Annotated in this window: 17 protein-coding genes, 22 tRNA genes, 3 rRNA genes and 1 pseudogene; 40 read left to right on the top strand and 3 right to left on the bottom strand. The window is 38.3% G+C overall.

Going from position 1 to position 26,599, the window contains the following annotated elements:
* Positions 1-33: 33 nt before the first annotated feature.
* Positions 34-4,434, bottom strand: coding sequence for a glutamate synthase-related protein (locus ABID96_RS17765; protein WP_192603967.1), 4,401 nt, complete (start codon positions 4,432-4,434; stop codon positions 34-36).
* A 99-nt stretch (positions 4,435-4,533) separates the two neighbouring features.
* A complete protein-coding gene (locus ABID96_RS17760) occupies positions 4,534-5,835 on the bottom strand; it encodes a glutamate-1-semialdehyde 2,1-aminomutase (protein ID WP_192603968.1) in 1,302 nt (433 codons plus the stop codon).
* 267 nt (positions 5,836-6,102) lie between these two features.
* Here ABID96_RS17760 and ABID96_RS17755 point away from each other — a divergent pair, with 267 nt between their 5' ends.
* From ABID96_RS17755 to ABID96_RS17730, 6 genes are all read left to right on the top strand, one after another.
* A complete protein-coding gene (locus ABID96_RS17755; protein ID WP_192603969.1) occupies positions 6,103-7,116 on the top strand; it encodes an ABC transporter ATP-binding protein in 1,014 nt (337 codons plus the stop codon).
* Positions 7,109-7,900 carry an ABC transporter permease gene (locus tag ABID96_RS17750; RefSeq protein WP_192603970.1) on the top strand — a complete coding sequence of 264 codons (792 nt, stop codon included), beginning with the start codon at positions 7,109-7,111 and terminating at the stop codon, positions 7,898-7,900. The genes ABID96_RS17755 and ABID96_RS17750 overlap by 8 nt, the downstream gene beginning before the upstream one ends.
* Before the next feature lie 3 nt (positions 7,901-7,903).
* A complete protein-coding gene (locus tag ABID96_RS17745) occupies positions 7,904-8,689 on the top strand; it encodes an ABC transporter permease (protein ID WP_088002385.1) in 786 nt (261 codons plus the stop codon).
* Between the two features lie 54 nt (positions 8,690-8,743).
* A complete protein-coding gene (locus ABID96_RS17740; RefSeq protein ID WP_192603971.1) occupies positions 8,744-9,151 on the top strand; it encodes a potassium channel family protein in 408 nt (135 codons plus the stop codon).
* 26 nt (positions 9,152-9,177) lie between these two features.
* Positions 9,178-9,639, top strand: coding sequence for a thioredoxin-dependent thiol peroxidase (bcp, locus tag ABID96_RS17735; RefSeq protein WP_192603972.1), 462 nt, complete (start codon positions 9,178-9,180; stop codon positions 9,637-9,639).
* Positions 9,640-10,180: 541 nt separating this feature from the next.
* Positions 10,181-10,618: a Fur family transcriptional regulator gene (locus ABID96_RS17730; RefSeq protein WP_088002391.1), complete on the top strand. Its 438-nt coding sequence runs from the start codon at positions 10,181-10,183 to the stop codon at positions 10,616-10,618.
* A 34-nt stretch (positions 10,619-10,652) separates the two neighbouring features.
* Here the strand turns inward: ABID96_RS17730 and ABID96_RS17725 are convergent, their stop codons facing one another.
* Entirely contained in the window at positions 10,653-11,015 is a 363-nt protein-coding gene (locus tag ABID96_RS17725; protein ID WP_088002393.1) for a YgzB family protein, read from the bottom strand.
* A gap of 659 nt (positions 11,016-11,674) precedes the next feature.
* On the opposite strand from ABID96_RS17725, the gene ABID96_RS17720 reads away from it, so the two are divergent.
* From ABID96_RS17720 to glgA, 34 genes and pseudogenes are all read left to right on the top strand, one after another.
* Positions 11,675-13,224 (top strand): 16S ribosomal RNA (locus tag ABID96_RS17720).
* 151 nt (positions 13,225-13,375) lie between these two features.
* Positions 13,376-16,315 (top strand): 23S ribosomal RNA (locus ABID96_RS17715).
* A gap of 129 nt (positions 16,316-16,444) precedes the next feature.
* Positions 16,445-16,560 (top strand): 5S ribosomal RNA (gene rrf, locus ABID96_RS17710).
* Together the 16S, 23S and 5S rRNA genes with 22 tRNA genes alongside form the textbook arrangement of a ribosomal RNA operon.
* Positions 16,561-16,565: 5 nt before the next feature.
* Positions 16,566-16,641: transfer RNA gene (locus tag ABID96_RS17705), tRNA-Val, on the top strand.
* Between the two features lie 3 nt (positions 16,642-16,644).
* Positions 16,645-16,717, top strand: a tRNA-Thr gene (locus ABID96_RS17700).
* 7 nt (positions 16,718-16,724) lie between these two features.
* Positions 16,725-16,800: transfer RNA gene (locus ABID96_RS17695), tRNA-Lys, on the top strand.
* A gap of 16 nt (positions 16,801-16,816) precedes the next feature.
* Positions 16,817-16,900: transfer RNA gene (locus tag ABID96_RS17690), tRNA-Leu, on the top strand.
* A 23-nt stretch (positions 16,901-16,923) separates the two neighbouring features.
* Positions 16,924-16,998 (top strand) — tRNA-Gly (locus ABID96_RS17685).
* 8 nt (positions 16,999-17,006) lie between these two features.
* Positions 17,007-17,093: transfer RNA gene (locus ABID96_RS17680), tRNA-Leu, on the top strand.
* Between the two features lie 10 nt (positions 17,094-17,103).
* Positions 17,104-17,180: transfer RNA gene (locus ABID96_RS17675), tRNA-Arg, on the top strand.
* A gap of 37 nt (positions 17,181-17,217) precedes the next feature.
* Positions 17,218-17,294: transfer RNA gene (locus tag ABID96_RS17670), tRNA-Pro, on the top strand.
* 10 nt (positions 17,295-17,304) lie between these two features.
* Positions 17,305-17,377 (top strand) — tRNA-Ala (locus ABID96_RS17665).
* A 19-nt stretch (positions 17,378-17,396) separates the two neighbouring features.
* A tRNA-Met gene (locus tag ABID96_RS17660) sits at positions 17,397-17,470 on the top strand.
* A 7-nt stretch (positions 17,471-17,477) separates the two neighbouring features.
* A tRNA-Ile gene (locus tag ABID96_RS17655) sits at positions 17,478-17,554 on the top strand.
* Between the two features lie 8 nt (positions 17,555-17,562).
* Positions 17,563-17,655: transfer RNA gene (locus tag ABID96_RS17650), tRNA-Ser, on the top strand.
* A gap of 198 nt (positions 17,656-17,853) precedes the next feature.
* Positions 17,854-17,930: transfer RNA gene (locus ABID96_RS17645), tRNA-Met, on the top strand.
* A gap of 3 nt (positions 17,931-17,933) precedes the next feature.
* A tRNA-Asp gene (locus ABID96_RS17640) sits at positions 17,934-18,009 on the top strand.
* A gap of 8 nt (positions 18,010-18,017) precedes the next feature.
* Positions 18,018-18,093, top strand: a tRNA-Phe gene (locus ABID96_RS17635).
* A gap of 28 nt (positions 18,094-18,121) precedes the next feature.
* Positions 18,122-18,197 (top strand) — tRNA-Thr (locus ABID96_RS17630).
* 5 nt (positions 18,198-18,202) lie between these two features.
* A tRNA-His gene (locus tag ABID96_RS17625) sits at positions 18,203-18,278 on the top strand.
* 4 nt (positions 18,279-18,282) lie between these two features.
* Positions 18,283-18,353, top strand: a tRNA-Gly gene (locus ABID96_RS17620).
* A gap of 18 nt (positions 18,354-18,371) precedes the next feature.
* Positions 18,372-18,448, top strand: a tRNA-Ile gene (locus ABID96_RS17615).
* A gap of 22 nt (positions 18,449-18,470) precedes the next feature.
* A tRNA-Asn gene (locus ABID96_RS17610) sits at positions 18,471-18,545 on the top strand.
* Positions 18,546-18,549: 4 nt separating this feature from the next.
* Positions 18,550-18,640, top strand: a tRNA-Ser gene (locus ABID96_RS17605).
* Positions 18,641-18,647: 7 nt separating this feature from the next.
* A tRNA-Glu gene (locus ABID96_RS17600) sits at positions 18,648-18,719 on the top strand.
* 237 nt (positions 18,720-18,956) lie between these two features.
* Positions 18,957-19,271 (top strand): Ada metal-binding domain-containing protein, encoded by a 315-nt coding sequence (locus ABID96_RS17595; RefSeq protein WP_377896980.1) that lies wholly within the window; start codon positions 18,957-18,959, stop codon positions 19,269-19,271.
* Positions 19,255-19,512 carry a helix-turn-helix transcriptional regulator gene (locus ABID96_RS17590; protein ID WP_377896979.1) on the top strand — a complete coding sequence of 86 codons (258 nt, stop codon included), beginning with the start codon at positions 19,255-19,257 and terminating at the stop codon, positions 19,510-19,512. Before ABID96_RS17595 ends, ABID96_RS17590 begins: the two co-directional genes overlap by 17 nt.
* Positions 19,512-20,066: a DMT family transporter gene (locus tag ABID96_RS17585; protein ID WP_377896978.1), complete on the top strand. Its 555-nt coding sequence runs from the start codon at positions 19,512-19,514 to the stop codon at positions 20,064-20,066. The genes ABID96_RS17590 and ABID96_RS17585 overlap by 1 nt, the downstream gene beginning before the upstream one ends.
* An 18-nt stretch (positions 20,067-20,084) precedes the next feature.
* Positions 20,085-20,297: an EamA family transporter gene (locus ABID96_RS17580; protein WP_377896977.1), complete on the top strand. Its 213-nt coding sequence runs from the start codon at positions 20,085-20,087 to the stop codon at positions 20,295-20,297.
* Positions 20,272-20,412: a hypothetical protein gene (locus ABID96_RS17575; protein WP_377896976.1), complete on the top strand. Its 141-nt coding sequence runs from the start codon at positions 20,272-20,274 to the stop codon at positions 20,410-20,412. Before ABID96_RS17580 ends, ABID96_RS17575 begins: the two co-directional genes overlap by 26 nt.
* A 655-nt stretch (positions 20,413-21,067) precedes the next feature.
* Entirely contained in the window at positions 21,068-23,005 is a 1,938-nt protein-coding gene (gene glgB, locus ABID96_RS17570) for a 1,4-alpha-glucan branching protein GlgB (protein ID WP_192603123.1), read from the top strand.
* Positions 22,953-24,081: pseudogene (locus ABID96_RS17565) on the top strand (glucose-1-phosphate adenylyltransferase). The gene glgB and the pseudogene ABID96_RS17565 overlap by 53 nt, the downstream one beginning before the upstream one ends.
* A gap of 48 nt (positions 24,082-24,129) precedes the next feature.
* Positions 24,130-25,149 (top strand): GlgC family sugar phosphate nucleotidyltransferase, encoded by a 1,020-nt coding sequence (locus tag ABID96_RS17560; protein WP_088002440.1) that lies wholly within the window; start codon positions 24,130-24,132, stop codon positions 25,147-25,149.
* Positions 25,143-26,576, top strand: coding sequence for a glycogen synthase GlgA (gene glgA / locus ABID96_RS17555; RefSeq protein ID WP_192603121.1), 1,434 nt, complete (start codon positions 25,143-25,145; stop codon positions 26,574-26,576). The genes ABID96_RS17560 and glgA overlap by 7 nt, the downstream gene beginning before the upstream one ends.
* Positions 26,577-26,599: the final 23 nt, after the last annotated feature.

The following is a 26,599-nucleotide window of genomic DNA, read 5'->3' as shown; positions in this document are numbered from 1 at the left end:
GTTAGTAATAAACGCTTCTTTTTTTATTTCGTATTACTCAGTTGAAACAGATGGATCTGCTTGCTCTTTTTTAGGAACGATTCGTAAAAAGTTTTGAGAGATATCTTCTAGTAATGATTCAACAAATTGTGCTTCATGACTTTGGTTATGTTGCGATAGCAGAGTTTTATATTGTTCAAGTAATTCATTAATATCTTTTTTACTATTTTCATCAATTGATAAGACACTTACACTTGCACCTTTCGCCATACGATTAAGGTATGCTTCTTTTGTAAGTCCTAATTCTGGAGCATTCCTTACGTAGATAACACCACCAGTCATACCAGCACACATCCATGGACCTGGATCTCCAAGCACTATTGCACGCCCACCAGTCATATATTCAAATGCGAATCCGTTAATGTTTGCATTTGCTCCAAGTCTTACTTTTTTAGATGGTGATACAGTATCGTGATGACGGCCACCGATTATTACATCTGCACCCGATAGGCGAATACCAGCTCGTGAGTCGGCATTTCCTTGGATGAAAAATTGTCCTTTTTGAGCACCATAAGCAAAGCATTTACCAACGGAGCCACCAAAATATTGACCATTTGCACCTTTTGCTTTGCTGATAAAAATTTTACCTCCAAAAGCAGTTTTTGCAACACCATCTTGTGCTCCACCTTGAACATAGACTGAATAATCTTCTACAGTGTAAGTACCTAAGCCATTTCCAGGGATCGATTGATCTTCAAAGCTAAGCTCAACTGGTGATGTATTACCATTTGTTTGTTTTTGAATGACTAAATCATGAATTAGTAAGCTGCCTGCATGACGATATTCATTATCGACTTTTGCATATGCACCAATACCATTACTTTGTAGTGACTTAGCAGATTCACCATCCGACAGAACATATTCTTTATCTTCAATTTGGACTGTTGATAAAAGATTGTTCAAGTTTAGTGTATCGACAAATCTAGTTTGTTTTAAATATTCAGTTTTTCCTACAAGGTCTTGTGCTTTACTAACCCCTAAAGCACCTACAATTTCTTTTAGCTCATCTTTAAAAGCGGTGAAGAACTGTACTAAATTTGAAACAGCAGTTTCTAATTGTCTTGGCGTAAATTTTCGAAGACCATGACGTACAGCTTCAATTTCTGACTCAATTTGTGTAGCAATACCAACATGACATGTATCTAAATGACAGCCACGACAAGTAGTACATCCAATTGCAATCATAGATAAAGTTCCAAAACCGATGCGGTTAGCACCTAAAATCATCATTTTAACTACATCGTTTACACTTTTCATTCCACCATCTGCCCAAATTTCTACGGAGCTACGAAGTCCAGATTCTAAAAGGGCGTTGTGAGCAGCGCGTACACCAATTTCGACTGGGAGACCTACGTTTTGAATTGCGTGTACTCTGGCAGCTCCTGTTCCACCATCAAAGCCACTAATATTAATAAAATTTGCACCTGCTTTTGCAATGCCTACTGCAATTGTTCCGATGTTTGGCACAACAGGAACTTTTACAGCTACTTTGGCATTAGGATTAACAGCTTTAATTTCACTAATCATTTGAGCTAAATCTTCAATTGAATAAATATCATGATTATTTGAAGGTGAAATTAAATCTGAACCAAGTGTTGCATGTCTAGTTTCTGCAATCTTTTTGGTTACTTTTGAAGCTGGGAGATGTCCGCCTTCACCAGGCTTTGCACCTTGCCCAATTTTTATCTCTATTAAATTTGAAGAGTGAAGCAAATGCGCATTTACACCAAATCTACCTGAAGCAACTTGTTGACCTCGTGTGTTTGGATATTTACCAATCATATCTTGGATTTCTCCACCTTCACCATTTAAGCTAATCATGTTTAGACGATTTGCACCTTCAGCGTATGCTCGGAATGCGACTTCATTCTGAGATCCAAACGACATCGAACTAATGATAAAAGGCAATGAATGCGACCCAACTTCTAGTGAAACTTGCTCAGAATGAATTGGATGGTTACTTTCAACGAAAGACAATGCATGACGTACTGCCGTCGGACGATCTTCTTCAATTTGATTTAATTTTTGTCGATAATTTTCATAGCTTCCAGTTTGCGCTGTTTCACCAATTGCTTTCCAAATACGAGGGAAAACGTGAAAAGGTTTATGCAATACTGAGCTATTCGATGTGTAATCATCGTAACGTTTCTTTGAATCTATTTCTAATGTGTTAAATCCAGCAGTATCTTGATCTCCAAAGAAGTTAACAATTCCAAGTGCTGATGCAACATCCTCGTGTAATCCAATACTACTAAACATTCTCGCGTAGCCTCTTAATTCATGCATACCAATTGTAGATATAACTTTTTCAATCCCTTTATTTAATACATCATAAAGACTTACAATTTTTTCAGGTGCGTCTAATTCAGAAACAGTACCGAATAGGAAGTAAGGATTAATCGCATCTGCCCCTAAACCTTTCATCACCATTAAATCATGTAGATTACGAACCGAAGCGGTTTTTAACACAATCGAGCAGTCTCTTCTTAATCGAGCGTTAACTAATCCATTGTGAATCGTACTAGTAATTAATGCAGGATCAATCCAATACTGATTATTTTTATGGGCTTCTTCATCGGTAATGATAATACATTCTACGCCATTTTTAACGGCTTCAATTGCCTCGAATTTATATTGCGACAAAGTCTCTTCTAAAGGTAAATGAGAAAATGTACTATGAATAATCGAAAGTTTGGCATTTGATTGATATAGACTCATAATTTCTTCGTATGAAATCTGATTACGTTTTGACTTTAATGTGGTACCTACGAAACCATCACCAATAATTGGAGATGGAAGTTGAAGAACCAAGCCAGATTGTTTTTCAATAATAGATGGCCTTTTTCCTAATAATACAGAAGTTGAAAAGTGCTCAGTTTCTCGGTCTCTATCAATTGCTGGATTCGTTACAACTGCTACAGTTTCTTTCATATAGTCGGCTAAATTTCTTCTGCCTTCGTCTAAACAAGCTAAAGGAGCATCGTGACCTAATGAGCGGATTGGCTCAGCGCCTTTTTCAGCCATTTGCTCGACCAATTGTATTTGTTCTCTATGCCAACCAAAAGCACCATATTCAAAAGGTTGAATTGATGGGGGAGCTTCCTGGGTAGCTTCGTTTATATTCGCAAGGCTATTTGAAAGGTTCAAATTTAATTTGTCGTTTAATTTTTCTGTAACTATCTTTACAAGTTCTTGGTGAGTTAATAGCTGAGCTGTTTGATCAGTAAGGTTAATTCCAATTTTTTCACCAGGTGAAAGTGCGTGTGGTTCAGCTATAAATGATTCAGGAGAAAGAATCCCTTGTTCAGATGAAAATACATAGTGATCTTCTGTTTCTAATAGCCAAACAGGTCGCAATCCTAATGCATCAACACTAGCAACGAATTCATTACCTTCTCTTGTCAATACACCAGCAGGTCCTTGGCAATATGGTCCAAAAGCGCTTCTGATTTTATGATAAATTTTAGCGTATTCTTCGTCTGCTTCGAATTCGGCAGGTACTGGTGGAAATAACAATTCCATTGATTCTTTTAATGAATACCCATGCTTGTGAATAAGTGTTTCCAACGTGATATTCACATCTTGTGAGTCGCTATTCCCGATTGTTATGCTTGCACCAATTTGTTTAGCTTCTACTCTCAATTGTTCAATTGTGTTAATTTCTCCATTGTGAGCTAGTATGCTAAAAGGCTGAACCCTAGAAAATGAAGATGTTGTATTTGTGGAATAACGGTTATGCCCAACTACTACAGATGATTTGAAATTAGGATGTTGTAAATCAGAATAATAAGCTATTAATGTATCAATTGTACCCATTACTTTATAAACGCATGTAGATTGGCTTAATGAAACGACAGTAACGTGAGACAGTTGTTCATGAATGATATTTGATAGATCAAAAAGGGAAGTATTAGTACGATTAGAAATTGGAAGTAATGCTACTTGTAAAAATTCAGGTTCTACGGCTTTTGCAATTGGACCTAGAGACAAAGAGTTTGTTTGATGATGACTATGATAGAGCGTTTCGTAACCATTTTCTTCAAATAGGTGAAGTAATGTTTGTTTATGTTCATCTGATTTATCATTAAAAAAGAAATGTCCAACTGTAAATGATGGGTGAGAGACAACCTCTGAACTGATCCCTACACTTGCAAGTTTTTCTTCCCAAAGTAGAGTAGGGATATCTGTCTGTAATCCAACGCCATCACCTTCTCCATTTGTAAATCCGGCGCGATGATTCATCTTTCTAAGGCTCTCAGCGGCAATTTCTACAGTTTCTCTCGTCTGAGATAAAGATCGATTAACAAAAGCAACAATCCCACAAGCGTCATGCTCATGATTGTGGAACTCTCTAAATGTACTTGGTGACCACGGTGTTTTAGCTTGATTTTTCATGAAATTACCTCCTATTTACAATAAAGAATTTTGATTATTCTGAATTACTTATGTAAGAATAGAGGCCACTTCAGTAATTCGTAGTGACCTCTATTATGTTTATTGTTTAATTGTAGCTAATTTCTGGAATGCATTTCCAACTGCTTTAATTGTTTGCTTTACATCATCTTCAGTGTGGGCAGTTGTTAAAAACCATGCTTCATATTTAGAAGGAGCTAGATTAATTCCTTCTTCTAATAAAAGCTTAAAGAATCGACCAAATACTTCACCATCTGAAAGTTTAGCTTCTTCATAGTTTGTTACTTCATCTACATTAAAGTAAACAGTTAATGCGCCTTTTAGACGGTTAATTTTAATATGAATGTTATGCTCGTTAGCTTTTTCTTGAATACCAGCTTCAAGTATTGTACCTAATCGATCTAATTCTTCATATACACCGTCTTGTTTTAAAACTTCAAGACAAGCAATACCAGCTGCGATTGATGCTGGGTTACCAGCCATTGTACCAGCTTGATACGCAGGACCTAATGGTGCCACAGTTTCCATAATTTCTTTCTTACCACCATAAGCTCCAATTGGTAAACCGCCGCCAATAATTTTGCCTAAAGCAGTTAAGTCAGGTTCAATGCCTAATAAGTTTTGTGCGCCACCGTACATAAAACGGAAAGCAGTAATTACTTCATCATAAATGACTAATGCGCCATAGTTGTGAGTAATGTCATTAACAGCTTCTAAGAATCCTTCTTTTGGTTCTACAATACCGAAGTTTCCAACAATTGGTTCAACAAGAACACCTGCAATTTCATGACCCCATTTTTCCATTGTCTCAGCATATGCATCAATATCATTAAATGGAACAGTAATCACTTCGTTTGCAATACTTTGCGGAACACCAGCTGAATCAGGAGTTCCAAGTGTAGACGGACCAGAACCAGCTGCTACTAAAACTAAATCTGAATGACCGTGATAGCATCCGGCGAACTTAACAATTTTTGTACGATTTGTATATGCTCTTGCAACCCGAATTGTTGTCATAACAGATTCAGTACCAGAATTTGTAAATCGAACCTTATCCATACTAGGGATTGCTTCTTTTAACATTTTAGCAAATTGTAATTCAAGTTCATGTGGTGTGCCATATAGTACACCGTTTTCTGCAGCTTTTGTAATTGCAGCAGTAATATGTGGATGTGCATGACCTGTAATAATAGGACCATAAGCAGCTAGATAATCAATATATTGATTTCCATCTACATCCCAAAAGTAAGCTCCTTTAGCACGTTTCATCGTAACTGGAGCGCCGCCACCAACGGCTTTAAATGATCTAGATGGACTATTAACTCCACCAACAATGTGCTCTAAAGCTTCATTATGTATTTCGATTGATTTTTGATTGTTCATGAAGTTCCTCCTATATTCGCGATTAAAATAGAAGTTTTAACCTGCATCTTTACATTATTTATGTCGTTAAATAACATTCTAGCACGAATTTTTTGTGCGTGGTAAATGTAAACCTTTTCATTTTCAAAAGAAATTTGAACATTTGGAGAATCTATTAGTAAATCATGAAAAATTAAGGATTGGAAATATATTCTTAAGACTTTTTGATTGTACTTATATAGCATTTCAAATACACTTAGCGACGGAATAAAAAATGGAGGCAATTAGATGGAAAATATGATTGAAGTTCAAAATCTTCACAAAGAGTTTAAAACATTCTCTAGTCGCTCAGGTGTAAAAGGAGCATTTAGAGATTTATTCACAAGGAATTATAAAATTAAAACAGCAGTTAATAATATAAGTTTTTCCGTAAAAAAAGGTGAAATGATGGCGTATATCGGCGAGAATGGAGCTGGTAAATCTACAACAATAAAAATGTTAACAGGAATTTTAACACCTACTGCAGGTAATGTAAAAGTTAACGGTTTTCATCCTCAAAAAGAACGTGAAAAATTTGTTAGATCAATCGGAGTTGTATTTGGGCAGCGGTCTCAGCTATGGTGGGATATAGCAGTTCAAGAATCGTTTCGATTATTAAAAAAAGTATATCAAGTTTCAGATGAACAATACGATGAACATATGGGCTATATCATTAAAACATTAGATTTAGAACCATTATTAGATCAGCCAGTAAGAAAATTATCTCTTGGTCAAAGAATGAGATGTGAATTAGCAGCTGCTTTAATTCATAATCCACCGCTATTGTTTTTAGATGAACCTACTATTGGTTTAGATGTTTTAGTGAAGTTAAAAATCAGAGAGTTTTTGAAGGAATTAAATGAAAGATATGGTACGACGATTCTATTAACGACACACGATATTTCTGATATTGAGGCATTATGTGATCGAGTTGTCATGTTAGATGAAGGAAAAATCATCTATGATGGTAAGCTTGAAGAACTAAAAGGTCAATGGGGAGAAGAAAAAGAAATTCAATTTCAATTTATTAAACACGTCGAACAAAAAGACTTGGTGGAGCTTGTTGGTCGAACAGATGTGAAGTGGAATAAAGATGAAGGAGAGAATGTTTGGACAGTATCTCTTCCAAATGATGAGACTACCATTTCTATGATCATTGCAAAAGTTGTACAGTCACATCCAGTCAAAGATATGAAGATGTTAGAGATTTCTACTGAAGAAATTATTCGAAATATTTATCAAGAGGGTATGAGCAATGGGTAAGTATCTAGAAATCATTCGTATCCGTTTTTTAATGATGCTCGCTTATCGTACAAATTACTACACTGGGATTGTGATTTATACAATTAATATAGGTGCATATTTCTTCTTGTGGAAAGCTATTTATGGTAGTCAAGGTTCTATACAAGGTGTATCAGTTACTCAAATGACAACTTATGTTGCAATTGCTTGGATGGCTCGAGCATTTTATTTTAATAATTTAGATAGAGAAATTGCAGAGGAAATAAGAGAAGGTAAAGTAGCAATTGAACTGATTAGACCTTACAACTATTTACTTACTAAAGTTATGCAGGGGTTAGGAGAAGGGATTTTTCGATTCTTTTTCTTTTCAATCCCAGGATTTATCATCGTTGCGTTGATTTTTCAATTAAAAGTATCATTTGATATAACAACATTGGGATTATTTTTATTAGCATCGATCTTTAGCTTTGCAATCAACACACAGCTTAATATATTAACTGGTTTAATGGCGTTCTTTCTTCACGATAATATGGGGTTTATACAAGCAAAACGAGTTATTATTGATTTGTTCTCAGGGTTAACTATACCTATTACATTTTTTCCGATTTGGGCACAAGATGTTATGAAGTATCTGCCATTCCAAGGAATTAGTTATATACCAAGTATGATTTTTGCAGAAGGTATTAAAGGTGATGCCCTTTTTAACGCACTTTTATTTCAAGTCGGTTGGGTCATCTTACTATGTATTCCTATAACGGTTATATGGTACAAGGCTAAAAAACAGCTTGTTGTGCAAGGAGGTTAAAGAATGTTTTATTTAGATTTATTTTTTCAATACACAGGTCAATATTTAAAAACAAAATTTCAATATAGAGCAAATTTCTTTTTATCATTTGTATCTGATTTAATGGCTCAGGCTGTTAATTTAATTTTTATTTTACTAGTTTTTAATCACACTTCTTTAATAGAAGGATGGAATCGTGATGAAATAGTGTTTATATATGGTTTCTTTTTAGTTCCATTTGCATTATTTGTTTCATTCTTTAATATATGGGATTTTAATGATCGCTATATTGTAAAAGGGGAGTTTGATCGCATTTTAACCCGTCCGATTCATAGTCTTTTCCAAGTAGTATTGGAGAAAATGGAATTAGAGTCTTTATTAGGCGCAATTACCGGATTCATCATTATGATTTATGCAGGTTCAAACTTAGGTCTTTCACTAACGTGGTATGATCCTATTCTATTTATTTTAATGGCTTTAGGTGGAATGCTTGTATACGCAGGTATCTTTATTATTTTAGCTAGTATTGGTTTTTGGTCAGATGCACGAACGTCAATTATGCCTTTAATGTACAATATTGGTAATTATGGGAGATACCCGATTAATATTTATCATCCGATTATTCGATTTGTATTAACCTGGGTTTTACCATTTGCTTTTGTAGGTGTATATCCTGCAGCTTATTTTCTGCGTAGAAGCGAATGGTATTTGTATTCATTTTTCACACCAGTAATGGGACTAATTGTGTTTATAGTAGCTGTTTGTATTTGGAATATTGGTGTCAAAAAATATAGAGGTGCGGGGAACTAAGCATGTTATTCTATTTCGATAGCTTGTTTCATAAATTGAAATGAGGTGATTGAAATGGGAACTGCTTTTTTCTTCTTTATTGCCATTTTTTCTATATTATATAGTTTAATGTATCTATGGAGTTCAACAACAACTAAAGTGAATAAAGGATTTATTTCAATTAATAATTACATTTTGTTGTTTTTAATATACGGAACAGTTTTAATTGGATTTAGTGCAGTTTATTTTATACTTGAAAGAGGTCCTCATCCGATATTACTTGAGCATACTATTCCTGTAGACGGTTCGAATTATCATATAATGGAATTATGTTTATATTTTAGTGCTATCACACTTTTATCTGTAGGTTATGGTGATATTGTTCCTGTTGGTTTAGGAAGATGGGTTGCCATGATTGAAGCACTAATTGGGTATACAATGCCTGCAGCCTTTGTATTACAAGTGTTTAGAGAAGATCGATAAAATTATTTAAATGAAGGAGATATATAATGACTGTTGATATTGGTGTTAAAGCACCTGACTTTACATTACCTGCAAATAATGGGGAGGAAGTATCATTATCAAATTATCGTGGAAGAAAAGTTGTTTTATATTTTTATCCAAAAGATATGACTCCTGGTTGTACAACTGAAGCATGTGATTTTCGTGATTCGTACGAAAAATTTATAAATGCAGGTGCAACGATACTTGGAATTAGTCCAGACCCGATTCAAAAACACCAAAAGTTTGTGGAGAAGTACGACCTACCTTTCATCTTATTATCAGATGAAACAACTGAAGTTGCTAAATTATACGATGTCTGGAAACTAAAAAAGAATTTTGGTAAAGAATACATGGGAATAGAGCGGACAACCTTCTTAATAAATGAGGAAGGTATGATTGAAAAAGTTTGGCAAAAAGTAAGAGTCAAAAATCATGTTGAAAATGTATTTAGTGTTCTAAATCAATAAAGAAATAATGTAAAGCTAGTATAAGCTTCTGACTTGTACTAGCTTTATTTTTAGATGAAATAGTACATGAACTTTTGGATGTACCTTATATAGTGAATAGAGATTAAAATCCAACCCTATTAGCTAATCATTCTCCTTAATATAGAAATATAAATTCCACTGAATTTTTTGTAATACTTCAAATACGTCTTTTTATTTACCTTTTCGAACTAATATAGTGTCTACTTTATATCGTTTTAACTTTGCAATTATGATTTGGATGAAATTTAGTAAATGTTTATCAACTTAATCGAGCTTTTCGTCTATACGCCTTCTTCTAAAGGGAATATATATAAGTATAGGGCATACCTCCTCAGATGATAGCATATTGAAGTGCGAGAATTTCTCGCACGTTTTTTTATGTAATCAACTATCCCAATTTATTCATTAGAATAAATTCTTTTAGGAAATTCTCAAAAAGTTGACAAATATTCTTAGAGTTGAATAAACTAATAATAAGAATGTTGTTTAGAATTAATTTAAAGAAACGGGGAGAGCGGCGTTGCATAAAGAGAATATTCAAGATGCAATTTCACATTTAAAGAATAGCGGCGTACGTATTACACCTCAACGACATGCAATTATAGAATTTTTAATTGAAAGTGGAACACATCCAACTGCTGATGAAATCTATAAAGCACTTGAGGGTAAATTTCCAAATATGAGTGTTGCAACTGTTTACAATAATCTCAGAGTTTTACGTGAAGTTGGAATGGTTAAAGAGTTAAACTTCGGTGATTCTTCTAGTCGATTTGATTATATAACTACAGATCATTATCATATTATTTGTGAAAAATGCGGAGATATGAATGATTTTCATTATGATGGATTAGAGGGTATCAATCAATTTGTTGAGAACGTAACAGGATTTGAAGTAACAAATCATAGGATGGAAGTGTACGGTATTTGTCCTAATTGTAAAGAAAAAAACTTATCATAAAAAAGCACATTACATATGTAATGTGCTTTTTTTATTACGTTCTTTTTGTTTCTCGTTTGCTATTGTATTTTTCATCGAATTCTTTGCCTTCTAATGAAGCATCTAATGTTAGTGGTTCATTACAATACATACAAATATCTACTTTCCCAAGCATTTTTGTCGTTTTATTACATGTTGGACAGACAACTTGAATGGTTTTAGTTGATAGCATCCCAATCCAAAAGTATACAACAGTACTTCCAATAATAGCTAAAAATCCAACAAGCATAAACAATGTCATAACAATTTTATGCTCTCTGAAGAAGACACCGCCATACATAATGATGAATCCAATAAATAATAATGAAAGTGCAAACGTTCTTATATTATTAATTTTACTACTTTTCTTTTTTGCCAATAGTTCCACCCCATTCAATGTAAATATAGCATAAATGGGATTTGAACTGGTAGTCTAACTAATATGAATTTCATTTTTATTTACTAATACAGTTTTATGTAAAATGTTCTTTATTAAAGAAGAGTGTTGAATTCCACTTCAGGTGCTCGCATTCCATGGGGCGGGGCTGAGTCTCCTGGGCCCATACGATGTGGATTATGCATGCGTTACGACAGGACGTGATTTCTATATTGTATTAACCTTTCTTATTATAGAAGCTTAGTGGTTTAATATTTTCTAGTAAATGGTTGCAGTTTCTGTAATTGGAATATAAAAGATATAATAAGAAGTAACATGAATCGCTACATCAAATTTGAAATGCATTCACATGGGAAAGTACAAGTTATTATTTTAAAAGAAATCTTTTTTAAAAAAATATCAAAAAAGTTGTTGACCGAAACGGGGTGTGGTGTTATATTAATTTATGTCGCCAAAACAAGTCGGTGACAAACGGGAAAAAGTAACAATAAATATTAAACAAAATATTGACATGTTTTTTGATAAATGTTAATATAAAAAAGTCGCTTACGAGCGATAAAGTGAACTTTGAAAACTAAACAAAACATGAAGTAAAACGTCAATTATTAGTTTTTTGAGCAATACAAGATTTAAACTTAACTATTATGGAGAGTTTGATCCTGGCTCAGGACGAACGCTGGCGGCGTGCCTAATACATGCAAGTCGAGCGGACTTGTAGGAGCTTGCTCCTGCAGGTTAGCGGCGGACGGGTGAGTAACACGTGGGCAACCTACCTGTAAGACTGGGATAACTTCGGGAAACCGGAGCTAATACCGGATGACATAAAGGAACTCCTGTTCCTTTATTGAAAGATGGCTTCGGCTATCACTTACAGATGGGCCCGCGGCGCATTAGCTAGTTGGTGAGGTAACGGCTCACCAAGGCGACGATGCGTAGCCGACCTGAGAGGGTGATCGGCCACACTGGGACTGAGACACGGCCCAGACTCCTACGGGAGGCAGCAGTAGGGAATCTTCCGCAATGGACGAAAGTCTGACGGAGCAACGCCGCGTGAACGATGAAGGCCTTCGGGTCGTAAAGTTCTGTTGTTAGGGAAGAACAAGTGCTAGTTAAATAAGCTGGCACCTTGACGGTACCTAACCAGAAAGCCACGGCTAACTACGTGCCAGCAGCCGCGGTAATACGTAGGTGGCAAGCGTTGTCCGGAATTATTGGGCGTAAAGCGCGCGCAGGCGGTTTCTTAAGTCTGATGTGAAAGCCCCCGGCTCAACCGGGGAGGGTCATTGGAAACTGGGAAACTTGAGTGCAGAAGAGGAAAGTGGAATTCCAAGTGTAGCGGTGAAATGCGTAGAGATTTGGAGGAACACCAGTGGCGAAGGCGACTTTCTGGTCTGTAACTGACGCTGAGGCGCGAAAGCGTGGGGAGCAAACAGGATTAGATACCCTGGTAGTCCACGCTGTAAACGATGAGTGCTAAGTGTTAGAGGGTTTCCGCCCTTTAGTGCTGAAGTTAACGCATTAAGCACTCCGCCTGGGGAGTACGGTCGCAAGACTGAAACTCAAAGGAATTGACGGGGGCCCGCACAAGTGGTGGAGCATGTGGTTTAATTCGAAGCAACGCGAAGAACCTTACCAGGTCTTGACATCCTCTGACAACCCTAGAGATAGGGCGTTCCCTTCGGGGACAGAGTGACAGGTGGTGCATGGTTGTCGTCAGCTCGTGTCGTGAGATGTTGGGTTAAGTCCCGCAACGAGCGCAACCCTTGATCTTAGTTGCCAGCATTTAGTTGGGCACTCTAAGGTGACTGCCGGTGACAAACCGGAGGAAGGTGGGGATGACGTCAAATCATCATGCCCCTTATGACCTGGGCTACACACGTGCTACAATGGATAGTACAAAGGGTTGCAAGACCGCGAGGTGGAGCTAATCCCATAAAACTATTCTCAGTTCGGATTGTAGGCTGCAACTCGCCTACATGAAGCCGGAATCACTAGTAATCGCGGATCAGCATGCCGCGGTGAATACGTTCCCGGGCCTTGTACACACCGCCCGTCACACCACGAGAGTTTGTAACACCCGAAGTCGGTGGGGTAACCTTTTAGGGGCCAGCCGCCTAAGGTGGGACAGATGATTGGGGTGAAGTCGTAACAAGGTAGCCGTATCGGAAGGTGCGGCTGGATCACCTCCTTTCTATGGAGACATCATGAACCGTTGGTTCATGCATGAAAAGATGTTTCTTCATTGTTTTGTTTAGTTTTGAGAGTTCACTCTCAATTTGCACCTTGAAAACTAGATAATGTCATTCATTAAACTGCGTAAGTTTAATTTAAGTTTTAAAATTAGTTAAGTTAGAAAGGGCGCACGGTGGATGCCTTGGCACTAGGAGTCGATGAAGGACGGGACTAACACCGATATGCTTCGGGGAGCTGTAAGTAAGCTTTGATCCGGAGATTTCCGAATGGGGGAACCCACTACTCGTAATGGAGTAGTATCTTTACCTGAATACATAGGGTACTGAGGACAGACCCAGGGAACTGAAACATCTAAGTACCTGGAGGAACAGAAAGCAAAATGCGATTTCCTGAGTAGCGGCGAGCGAAACGGAAGATAGCCCAAACCAAGAGGCTTGCCTCTTGGGGTTGTAGGACACTCTATACGGAGTTACAAAGGAACGGGGTAAATGAAGCGACCTGGAAAGGTCCGTCGAAGAAGGTAAAAACCCTGTAGTTGAAACCTCGTTCCCTCTTGAGTGGATCCTGAGTACGGCGGAACACGTGAAATTCCGTCGGAATCTGGGAGGACCATCTCCCAAGGCTAAATACTACCTAGTGACCGATAGTGAACCAGTACCGTGAGGGAAAGGTGAAAAGCACCCCGGAAGGGGAGTGAAAGAGAACCTGAAACCGTGTGCTTACAAATAGTCAGAGCTCGTTAATGAGTGATGGCGTGCCTTTTGTAGAATGAACCGGCGAGTTACGATCCCGTGCAAGGTTAAGTTGAAGAAACGGAGCCGCAGCGAAAGCGAGTCTGAATAGGGCGATATAGTACGTGGTCGTAGACCCGAAACCGAGTGATCTACCCATGTCCAGGATGAAGTTCAGGTAACACTGAATGGAGGTCCGAACCCACGCACGTTGAAAAGTGCGGGGATGAGGTGTGGGTAGCGGAGAAATTCCAATCGAACTCGGAGATAGCTGGTTCTCCCCGAAATAGCTTTAGGGCTAGCCTTATGTGTTAGAGTCTTGGAGGTAGAGCACTGATTGGACTAGGGGCCCCCAACGGGTTACCGAATTCAGTCAAACTCCGAATGCCAATGACTTATCCATAGGAGTCAGACTACGAGTGATAAGATCCGTGGTCAAGAGGGAAACAGCCCAGACCGCCAGCTAAGGTCCCAAAGTATACGTTAAGTGGAAAAGGATGTGGAGTTGCTTAGACAACCAGGATGTTGGCTTAGAAGCAGCCACCATTTAAAGAGTGCGTAATAGCTCACTGGTCGAGTGACTCTGCGCCGAAAATGTAACGGGGCTAAACGTATCACCGAAGCTGCGGATTGATACCGTATGGTATCAGTGGTAGGGGAGCGTTCTAAGGGCGTTGAAGCTAGATCGTAAGGACTGGTGGAGCGCTTAGAAGTGAGAATGCCGGTATGAGTAGCGAAAGACGGGTGAGAATCCCGTCCACCGTATGCCTAAGGTTTCCTGGGGAAGGCTCGTCCTCCCAGGGTTAGTCAGGACCTAAGCCGAGGCCGACAGGCGTAGGCGATGGACAACAGGTTGATATTCCTGTACCACCTGATTTCCGTTTGAGCAATGGAGGGACGCAGAAAGATAGGGTAAGCGCGCTGCTGGATATGCGCGTCCAAGCAATTAGGCTGATGTGTAGGCAAATCCGCACATCGTTAAGGCTGAGTTGTGATGGCGAGGGAAATATAGTACCGAAGTTCCTGATTCTACGCTGCCAAGAAAAGCTTCTAGCGAGGAAATAGGTGCCTGTACCGCAAACCGACACAGGTAGGCGAGGAGAGAATCCTAAGGTGAGCGAGAGAACTATGGTTAAGGAACTCGGCAAAATGACCCCGTAACTTCGGGAGAAGGGGTGCTCTTTTGGGTGCAAGCCCGGGAGAGCCGCAGTGAAAAGGCCCAAGCGACTGTTTAGCAAAAACACAGGTCTCTGCGAAGCCGTAAGGCGAAGTATAGGGGCTGACGCCTGCCCGGTGCTGGAAGGTTAAGAGGAGGGGTTATCCCTTACGGGAGAAGCTCTGAATTGAAGCCCCAGTAAACGGCGGCCGTAACTATAACGGTCCTAAGGTAGCGAAATTCCTTGTCGGGTAAGTTCCGACCCGCACGAAAGGCGTAACGATTTGGGCACTGTCTCAACCATAGACTCGGTGAAATTATAGTACCTGTGAAGATGCAGGTTACCCGCGACAGGACGGAAAGACCCCGTGGAGCTTTACTGCAGCTTGATATTGAATTTTGGTACAGCTTGTACAGGATAGGTAGGAGCCTGAGAAGCCGGAGCGCCAGCTTCGGTGGAGGCGTCGGTGGGATACTACCCTGGCTGTATTGAAATTCTAACCTAGAGCCGTTATCCGGCTCGGAGACAGTGTCAGGTGGGCAGTTTGACTGGGGCGGTCGCCTCCTAAAGAGTAACGGAGGCGCCCAAAGGTTCCCTCAGAATGGTTGGAAATCATTCGAAGAGTGTAAAGGCATAAGGGAGCTTGACTGCGAGACCTACAAGTCGAGCAGGGACGAAAGTCGGGCTTAGTGATCCGGTGGTTCCGCATGGAAGGGCCATCGCTCAACGGATAAAAGCTACCCCGGGGATAACAGGCTTATCTCCCCCAAGAGTCCACATCGACGGGGAGGTTTGGCACCTCGATGTCGGCTCATCGCATCCTGGGGCTGTAGTCGGTCCCAAGGGTTGGGCTGTTCGCCCATTAAAGCGGTACGCGAGCTGGGTTCAGAACGTCGTGAGACAGTTCGGTCCCTATCCGTCGTGGGCGCAGGAAATTTGAGAGGAGCTGTCCTTAGTACGAGAGGACCGGGATGGACACACCGCTGGTGTACCAGTTGTTCTGCCAAGAGCATGGCTGGGTAGCTATGTGTGGAAGGGATAAGTGCTGAAAGCATCTAAGCATGAAGCCCCCCTCAAGATGAGATTTCCCATAGCGTTAAGCTAGTAAGACCCCTGAGAGATGATCAGGTTGATAGGTCAGAGGTGGAAGCGTGGTGACACGTGGAGCTGACTGATACTAATCGGTCGAGGACTTAACTAACAAGTTTGATAATGACATTATCTAGTTTTGAGGGTACAAAAAATCATTCAATCGTTAAAAAATATTAGCAAAAAGTTATTGACTTTAGTTGGTATTTTGGTATAATGATTATTGTCCCAAGAAATTGAATCAAGTGATGATAGCGAAGAGGTCACACCCGTTCCCATACCGAACACGGCAGTTAAGCTCTTCAGCGTCGATGGTAGTTGGGGGTTTCCCCCTGTGAGAGTAGAACGTCGCTTGGTTTGATGGAGGATTAGCTCAGCTGGGAGAGCACCTGCCTTACAAGCAGGGGGTCGGCGGTTCGAGCCCGTCATCCTCCACCATATGCCGACTTAGCTCAATTGGTAGAGCAACTGACTTGTAATCAGTAGGTTGGGGGTTCAAGTCCTCTAGTCGGCACTCTTTTGAGCCATTAGCTCAGTAGGTAGAGCATCTGACTTTTAATCAGAGGGTCGAAGGTTCGAATCCTTCATGGCTCACCATTTTATAGTAAAATATGCGGGTGTGGCGGAATTGGCAGACGCACCAGACTTAGGATCTGGCGCCTATGGCGTGGGGGTTCGAGTCCCTTCACCCGCACCATTTACTTTTTAAACAGTATATATGCGGAAGTAGTTCAGTGGTAGAATACAACCTTGCCAAGGTTGGGGTCGCGGGTTCGAGCCCCGTCTTCCGCTCCACATATGCTGCCGGGGTGGTGGAATGGCAGACACACAGGACTTAAAATCCTGCGGGGGTTGACCCCGTGCCGGTTCGAGTCCGGCCCTCGGTACCATTTTTAATATGCGCCCGTAGCTCAATTGGATAGAGCGTTTGACTACGGATCAAAAGGTTATGGGTTCGAGTCCTTTCGGGCGCGCCATATTATTCAAAAAGCAAAAGATTACCTGTATTCTAAACGGGAAGTGGCTCAGCTTGGTAGAGCACCTGGTTTGGGACCAGGGGGTCGCAGGTTCAAATCCTGTCTTCCCGACCATTTTCATTTCGGGGCCTTAGCTCAGCTGGGAGAGCGCCTGCCTTGCACGCAGGAGGTCAGCGGTTCGATCCCGCTAGGCTCCACTTAAAAAAATTAAATTATGGCGGTGTAGCTCAGCTGGCTAGAGCGTACGGTTCATACCCGTGAGGTCGTGGGTTCGACTCCCTCCGCCGCTACTTTTAAGGACCTTTAGCTCAGCTGGTTAGAGCAGACGGCTCATAACCGTCCGGTCGTAGGTTCGAGTCCTACAAGGTCCACCACTAAATATGGAGTAATACCCAAGTCTGGCTGAAGGGATCGGTCTTGAAAACCGACAGGGGTGTAACAGCCCGCGGGGGTTCGAATCCCTCTTACTCCTCCATTTATTTTATTAAATTAATATTCATGGATCTAAATTAATTAGTATCCACATTATCGCGGGGTGGAGCACGAACGAATATGCTTCGAAGGAATAACTTCAGCATACCAATCGAGCTGCTACTTGCAAAAACATCCTGAGATTGGGATGGTCTTAACAAGTTAATATTCATGGAACTAAACTAATTAGTATCCACATTATCGCGGGGTGGAGCAGTCTGGTAGCTCGTCGGGCTCATAACCCGAAGGTCGCAGGTTCAAATCCTGTCCCCGCAACCAATTGGTCCCGTGGTGTAGCGGTTAACATGCCTGCCTGTCACGCAGGAGATCGCCGGTTCGATCCCGGTCGGGACCGCCATTTAAATTGGCTCGGTAGCTCAGTCGGTAGAGCAGAGGACTGAAAATCCTCGTGTCGGCGGTTCGATTCCGTCCCGAGCCACCATTTTAAATTTTATATTTAGTAATGTAATGCCGACTTAGCTCAATTGGTAGAGCAACTGACTTGTAATCAGTAGGTTGGGGGTTCAAGTCCTCTAGTCGGCACCATTATGGCGATCGTGGCGAAGTGGTTAACGCACCGGATTGTGGTTCCGGCATTCGTGGGTTCGATTCCCATCGGTCGCCCCATTACGCGGGTGTAGTTTAATGGTAAAATAGAAGCCTTCCAAGCTTCGGTCGTGGGTTCGATTCCCATCACCCGCTTTTTTATATAATATTTATGGGCCTATAGCTCAGCTGGTTAGAGCGCACGCCTGATAAGCGTGAGGTCGATGGTTCGAGTCCATTTAGGCCCACCATATATATTATATTATTTATTGTTCCGCAGTAGCTCAGTGGTAGAGCACTCGGCTGTTAACCGAGTGGTCGTAGGTTCGAATCCTACCTGCGGAGCCATTATAGAGAAGTACCCAAGTGGCTCAAGGGGCGCCCCTGCTAAGGGTGTAGATCGCTAACGCGGTGCGAGGGTTCGAATCCCTTCTTCTCTGCCATTTTAACGGCCCGTTGGTCAAGCGGTTAAGACACCGCCCTTTCACGGCGGTAACACGGGTTCGAATCCCGTACGGGTCATATCTAAAGCTCAGTTATTTGTGATAACACAGGTAACTGAGCTTTTTTAATTGTCTAAGAATATATGTTATATATCTTACTTCTAATATGACAAGCAGAATATGAAATCAAATTTAGAGTTTCAATAAAATAGTGTGTTATAAGATATGAATTCAAATGAAAATTACAAAGCAAGATATTGAAAGCAGAGATTATTTCATAATGCTAAAATGTGAATAGATTGAGTGAGGTGAGGATATGGTGTTGTTACCAAGTGATCAAGATATGTGGGATGCAATTATTCAATGTAATGAAAAGTATGATGGACTGTTTATATATGCTGTCAAATCTACTGGTATTTGTTGTAAGCCCTCCTGTAAATCAAGAGCACCTTTAAGAGAGAATATTTCATTTTATGCGACTACCACATTAGCAATAGAAGATGGTTTCCGTCCTTGTAAAAGATGCCGTCCTGATTTGAATCATTCAAATGAAGAGGAGATTATATATTCCTCCAAACAATATATAGATAGAGCAATATCGCCATTCAATCACGTTGGATCGACTTGCTAAACATGTCGGTGTAAGCAAATATCATCTTCAGCGTTTATTTAAAAGAAATACTGGATTGTCACCATTAGAATATGCAACACAATTAAGAATGTCTGATGCAATTGAACACCTGCTTCACACAGAAGTTCCTGTAACAGAAATAGCATTTCAACTTGGATTCAAGAGTACTTCCCATTTTTCGAATTTGTTCCGTCAGCATACAGGATACAGTCCGACGGAATATAGAAAGGAAGGAAAATGATGTCATTTAAAGAGTTAATCGCCTTATTTGGACTGGCTGCTCTGTGGGGAGCATCTTTCTTATTCATTCGAATTGCTGCACCGATATTTGGACCTATTCTTACAATAGAAGGAAGAGTCTCTATTGCTGCGCTGGCATTAGTATTATATTTAGTAATTACGAGAAAGTCTTTAGGTTTTAGAAAGAGATGGAAACAATATATAATAATTGGTGCATTAAACGCAGCGATTCCCTTTACATTAATTGCAACATCAGCACTCCATTTAACGGCTTCAATGTCATCTATCCTTAATTCATTAACGCCGCTATTCACGGCTATCATTGTATGGGGATGGATGAATGAAAGCCTTAGTACTAGAAAATGGTTTGGCATATTAGTAGGAGTGTTAGGAGTAGTTCTGTTAGTTGGGTGGAGTACAATTCCATTCACAAAAGAAACAATCATTGCAATCGGACTAGCGGTATTATCCACAATTTCATATGGGTTTGCGGGCGTATATGCTAAAAAGACTTTTGTAGATGTAGCACCAATATCACTAGCAGCAGGTCAGTAAATTGCCGCATCAATTCTTTTGATTCCGTTTACGTTTTTTAATCTTCCTAATACAACAAGTAACTTTTCACTTATACCAATATTAGCTGTCATAGCATTAGCTTTGTTTTGTACAGCCATTGCTTATCTTTTATATTTTTACCTAATAGAAAATGTAGGACCAAACAAAAACACTAAGTGTTACTTTCTTAATTCCAGTTTTCGGAATGATTTGGGGTGTTCTAATACTTAATGAGAAGATTACAATGGGGATGCTAGTAGGTTTTATTGTCATTCTAGTGAGTGTATTTCTTATTTTAGATATTAAATTACCTACAAAATCAAAGGTTTTACAGCACAATGAATAGTAACAATTAGCCTGCTTATAGTGCTCATTAGCGTTAATGGTATTAAGATCCGCTTCAGGCTTCATGTCTCGAATAACATACATTTTAAAACAGTCCCTGACAATCTAATTTTATATAAATTGTAGACCCAAAAAAAGATCTTCTTTATGAGGATCTTTTTTTATGAGTATTAATTTTGTGGTTTATATTCCAAAAATACGGGGTAATGATCTTTATTTAGGGCGCAATTCAACTATGTTCAACTATGAAACCTTCAAATCTAATAATCTATCTATTCGATACAAATCACAAAGGTCATTTCAAAAAATATCAAAAATATTTTCTTCTTTATAATCCGACAATCTTCAACATGATTTATTAAATTCATCGTTTTCCTGTTTTGAATATGATAAATATGTATGAAATTTTATAGTAAATAACAATTTATCGAATTTTTTTAAGGATTAACAGATTTATAGTGAATATTTATTCTGCATTATTCATTCGACAAAAATTACATAAATACGACAAAGTCAATTATGACAACGTTTTCATGAACGAACATTCATTTTCCAATATTTGTTTATGAATTTTTTTTGCATAATTACAAGGGAAATATATATGTTTGTAGAATATTAAGAACAAGAAGAATATAGAAGATTGTAATGAGGTGAGGATGTTGCTTTTGACACGACCAACTGAATTTGATGTGCATTTATTCCATGAAGGAAATCTATTCAAAAGCTATGAATGCTTTGGGGCACATATAGGGAAGAAGGGGAATAAAAAAGGAACACATTTTACAGTATGGGCACCACATGCAAAGTGTGTTTCAGTTGTCGGGAATTTTAATGACTGGAATGGTTCAAATCATAAAATGGAGAAATTAAACAATGAAGGAATATGGACAATTTTTATTCCTGAAATTGGGCACGGAACAATTTATAAATATGAGATTGTTTCAAATAACGGAGAAGTTCTATTAAAAAGTGATCCATTTGCATTTTATAGTGAGCTTCGCCCGTACACAGCCTCAGTTGTATACGATCTTTCCGGATATAAGTGGAAAGATTCAAAATACCGTAAACAGAAATCAAAAAAAGTAGTTTATGAAGAAGCAGTTTTAATTTATGAAGTACATTTAGGTACTTGGAAAAAGAAAAGTAATGGGGATTTTTATACATATGCTGAATTAGCTAACGAGCTAGTACCTTATGTAAAAGAACATGGCTTTACTCATATAGAATTGCTACCTGTTATTGAGCATCCATACGATCGTTCTTGGGGTTACCAAGGAGTCGGATATTACTCAGCGACAAGTCGCTATGGTAATCCACATGAATTAATGAACTTTATTGATGAATGTCATGGGCATGGTATAGGTGTCATTTTAGATTGGGTGCCTGGTCATTTTTGTAAGGATTCACATGGTTTATACATGTTTGATGGGGAACCCACATATGAATATGAAAGTTATGATGTAAGAGAGAACGAAGTGTGGGGTACAGCGAATTTTGACTTATCAAAACCAGAAGTAAGGTCTTTTTTATTGTCTAATGCATTATTTTGGCTAGAAAACTTCCATGTGGATGGTTTCCGAGTCGACGCTGTAGCTAATATTTTGTATTGGAAAGAAGGACATAAAAAAGAAGAGAATCCTTTTGCAGTGTCATTTTTAAGGAAACTAAATGAAGTAGTCTTTGAGCATGATCAGCAAGTTTTAATGATTGCAGAGGATTCTACAGATTGGCCTTTAGTAACAGCTCCTACATATGAGGGTGGCTTAGGATTTAATTTTAAATGGAATATGGGTTGGATGAATGATGTTTTAACCTATATGGAAACAGAACCGTCTGAGAGAAAACATCATCATGACAGAATGACTTTTTCATTCTTATATGCCTTCTCAGAAAATTTTGTTTTGCCATTTTCACATGATGAAGTAGTTCATGGTAAGAAATCTTTACTAAATAAAATGCCAGGAAAATATGAGGATAAGTTTGCTCAACTAAGAGTTTTATTAGGGTATTACTTAGCTCATCCTGGAAAGAAGCTTTTATTTATGGGAAGTGAATTTGGTCAATTTGATGAATGGAAGGATCTAGAGCAACTAGATTGGATGATATCAGATTATGAATACCATTCAAAAATGAACGATTATGTTAAGGAATTACTAGCAATCTATAAGAAAAATAAATCATTATACGAAGTTGATAACCATTGGGATGGATTTTCATGGATAGATGCAAATAACGCAGAACAAAGTGTTTTCTCGTTTATTCGAAAAGGTAAAAACAAAGATGATTATGTTATTATCATTTGCAATTTCAGAGAGATTTCTTATGAATCTTATCGAATAGGCGTACCATTTAAGCATCGTTACAAAGAAATTTTATCTAGTGATTATGTAAGATTTGGTGGAGAAAGCAAAATAAATCGTTCGGTTATTGAGACCGATGAAACTCCATTCCATGGTCAACCATATAGCATTGAAATCGCACTACCTGCTTTTAGTTTTACAATCATTCGTCCAGTTAAAATGCGAAAGGGGATTAGCAGCAATGGTTCAGAAAAAATGCGTAGCAATGTTACTAGCAGGGGGGAAGGGAAGTAGACTTAGTTCCCTTACTAAAGAATTAGCAAAACCAGCAGTAGCCTTTGGAGGAAAATACCGAATAATTGATTTTACATTGAGTAACTGTACAAATTCTGGAATTGATACTGTCGGTGTTTTAACGCAATATCAACCACTTGTACTAAATTCATATATTGGTATAGGAAGTGCATGGGACTTGGATCGTTTGAATGGGGGAGTTACTGTACTACCACCATATTCAGAAGCATCTGGTGTCAAATGGTATACAGGAACAGCAAGTGCTATATATCAAAACTTAAACTATATTAAGCAATATCAGCCTGAATACGTGTTAATTCTTTCAGGTGATCATATTTATAAAATGGATTACAGCAAAATGTTAGATTATCACATTGAAAAAGATGCTGATGTATCAATCTCAGTAATCGAAGTTCCGATTGAAGAAGCAAGTCGATTTGGAATTATGAATACGAATGAAGATATGGACATTATTGAATTTGATGAAAAGCCGCAATTTCCTAAAAGCAATTTAGCTTCAATGGGAATCTATATTTTCAAATGGAATGTCTTAAAGGAATTTTTAGAAATGGATGATCGCAACCCAGAATCAAGCAATGATTTCGGTAAAGATGTGATTCCACTTTTATTAGAAGAAAAGAAGAAAATTGTTGCTTATCCATTCCAAGGATATTGGAAGGATGTAGGAACAGTAAAAAGCTTATGGGAAGCAAATATGGATTTAATTGAATGAAGAGAGTGAACTGAATATTTATGACCGTGATTGGCGTATTTATTCTGTGAATCCAAATCAACCTCCACAATATATTGCACCTACTGCAATTGTTGAAGATTCGCTTATTAATGAAGGTTGTGTTGTAGAAGGCTATATTTCACATTCTGTATTATTCCAAGGAGTGACAATTGGTGAAGGCAGTTTTATAAAAGATTCAGTTGTCATGCCTGGCTGTGTAATAGGTAAAGATGTAAAAATAGAAAATGCGGTTGTCGCTCCGGGTATGGTGGTAGCTGATGGTTCAGTATTACGTCCAGAAAAAGAATATGAAGAAGTCATATTAGTGACAAACGAAGTATAAGAGGTGGCTCATTCCTCATAAAGAATAATAGATTGAGAGGGGTATTCGATGAAACAAACTATGCTGGGTATAATTGAGGCTTCTACACATTTTGAATCTTTAAAACCATTAACAAAGCATCGACCACTTGCAACGCTTCCTTACGCTGGTCGTTATCGCTTAATTGATTTTATGTTAAGTAATATGGTGAACTCTGGAATTACAAGTGTAGCGGTATTTCCTGATCAGCCTTACCGTTCAATTATTGATCATTTAGGTTCGGGTAAGCACTGGGATTTGAATAGAAAGCATGATGGCTTATTCATATTTACACCTGAACCAACTGATGGAGCATTTGGCACGTTTGATTTTATCGAAAAACATATTCAATTTTTACAGCGTTCTACGCAGAAGTATGTAGTTGTAGCAAATACATATACAATTTGTTCTGTAGATTTTAGACCAATTTTAAAACGTCATATTGATACAGATGCAGCAATTACTGAGCTGACGCAATTTGGTAAATCTTTAAATATTTATTTCCTTGAAAAAGATCTATTGTTGAAGCTATTTGAGAACTTCCATGAAAAAGGATACGAAACAATCATGGACGTTGTTCGTGATAAAAATAATGGAGTAATGTTAAGTGGATACGAAATTCCACAGCAAGTAGCAATCATTCAGACGATTGAGGACTATTTCGAGAACAGTATGAAATTATTAAATCCAGAAGTTTGGAATCAATTATTCTTAAAATCATATCCAGTCTTTACGAAAGTAAAAGATGAACCACCTACGAAATATTCAAAAGAAGCAGTCGTAAAAAATTCAATTGTTGCTAATGGATGTGTAATTGAAGGTACAGTAGAAAATAGTATTATCTCTCGTGCTGTGAAAATTGGAAAAAATACAATTATTCGTAATTGTGTTGTTATGCAAAAATCAATCATTGGAGATAACTGTATATTAGATGGCGTTATTTTAGATAAAGATGTACGGATCGAAGAAGGTGTCGAAATGAAAGGGAGTTTAAATGAGCCAATCGTTCTTCAGAAAGGCTCAGTCCAAGGAGCGTTGATTCAGTGGTAAATGTATTATATATTGTTTCGGAATGTGTACCTTTTGTTAAATCAGGAGGGCTTGCAGATGTTGCAGGTGCCCTCCCTAAATATTTAAATAAACTAAATTTGAATGTACGTGTAATGCTTCCATTTTATTCTCAAATCCCTGCTAAATATCGCGAAGAAGCGAAATTAGTGAAAGAACTTGAGGTAAAACTAGGCTGGAGAAATCAATATTGTGGTCTATATGAATTACAGGTTGAAGGATTGACTTATTATTTTATTGATAATGAGTACTATTTTAATCGTGATAAATTATATGGACAATACGATGATGGAGAGCGCTTTGCGTTCTTTTCTATTGCAGCTATTGAATGTATTCGCGAGCTAGATTTTATACCTGATGTTGTTCACTGCCATGATTGGCATACAGCTATGATTCCATTTTTTATAAAGGAATATGGTGCACTAAAAGATTTAAATCCGGATTTAAAGTCAGTTTTTACGATTCACAATTTGCAATTCCAAGGTGTTTTCCCAAAAATGGTAATGGATGATATTTTGGGCATCGATGAAGTGTATTTCAACAATGATTATTTGAAATTTTATGATTGTATCAATTTTATGAAGGCTGGCATTATTGCTAGTGATATAGTCACAACTGTAAGTCCAACTTATAAAGAAGAAATTAAACATGAGTTTTTTGGAGAGCAATTAGATGGTCTTCTAAGGTCTCAAGACCATAAATTATTTGGAATTGTAAATGGGATTGATGAAACGATTTATAATCCAGCAACAGATTCAAAAATTCATACGAATTATGATGAGTTTACAATTGAAAAGAAAGCTGAAAATAAAACGAAATTACAGGAATCATTAGCATTGCAAGTGGATGAAAATATTCCAATTATAGCTATGGTCTCTCGTTTAACGAGTCAAAAAGGAATTGACTTGATTCAGCATGTATTTCCACAACTAATGGATCACAATGTGCAAGTTATTATTTTGGGGACTGGTGAAGAGGAATTTGAACATTTCTTTAAAGCGATGGAACATAATTATTATGATAAAGTAAGGTCTTATATCGGTTTTGACGAAAATTTTGCTCATCAGATTTATGCAGGTGCTGATTTATTCCTTATGCCTTCTTTATTTGAACCATGTGGATTAGGACAGTTGATCGCGATGAAATACGGCTGTGTGCCAATCGTTAGAGAAACTGGGGGCCTAAACGATACGGTCCAATCATATAATGAAAAGACGAAGAGCGGTAATGGTTTTACTTTTAGTAACTATAATGCACACGATATGCTTTTTACAATCGAACGTGCGCTTACTATTTATAACCAAAAACAACATCGAAAAGCGGTTCTTAAAAATGCAATGAACCGAGACTCAAGCTGGTTGCAGTCTGCAAAAGAGTATACAAAACTATACTTGCAATCTAAAAAGTAAATCATTTAAGGCGAGGTGGTTCC

Source organism: Gottfriedia sp. OAE603 (assembly GCF_040543965.1).
Lineage (GTDB): Bacteria > Bacillota > Bacilli > Bacillales > Bacillaceae_G > Gottfriedia > Gottfriedia solisilvae.
Note: the sequence above shows the minus strand (reverse complement) of the source record. Positions and strands in the feature narration are given on the sequence as shown.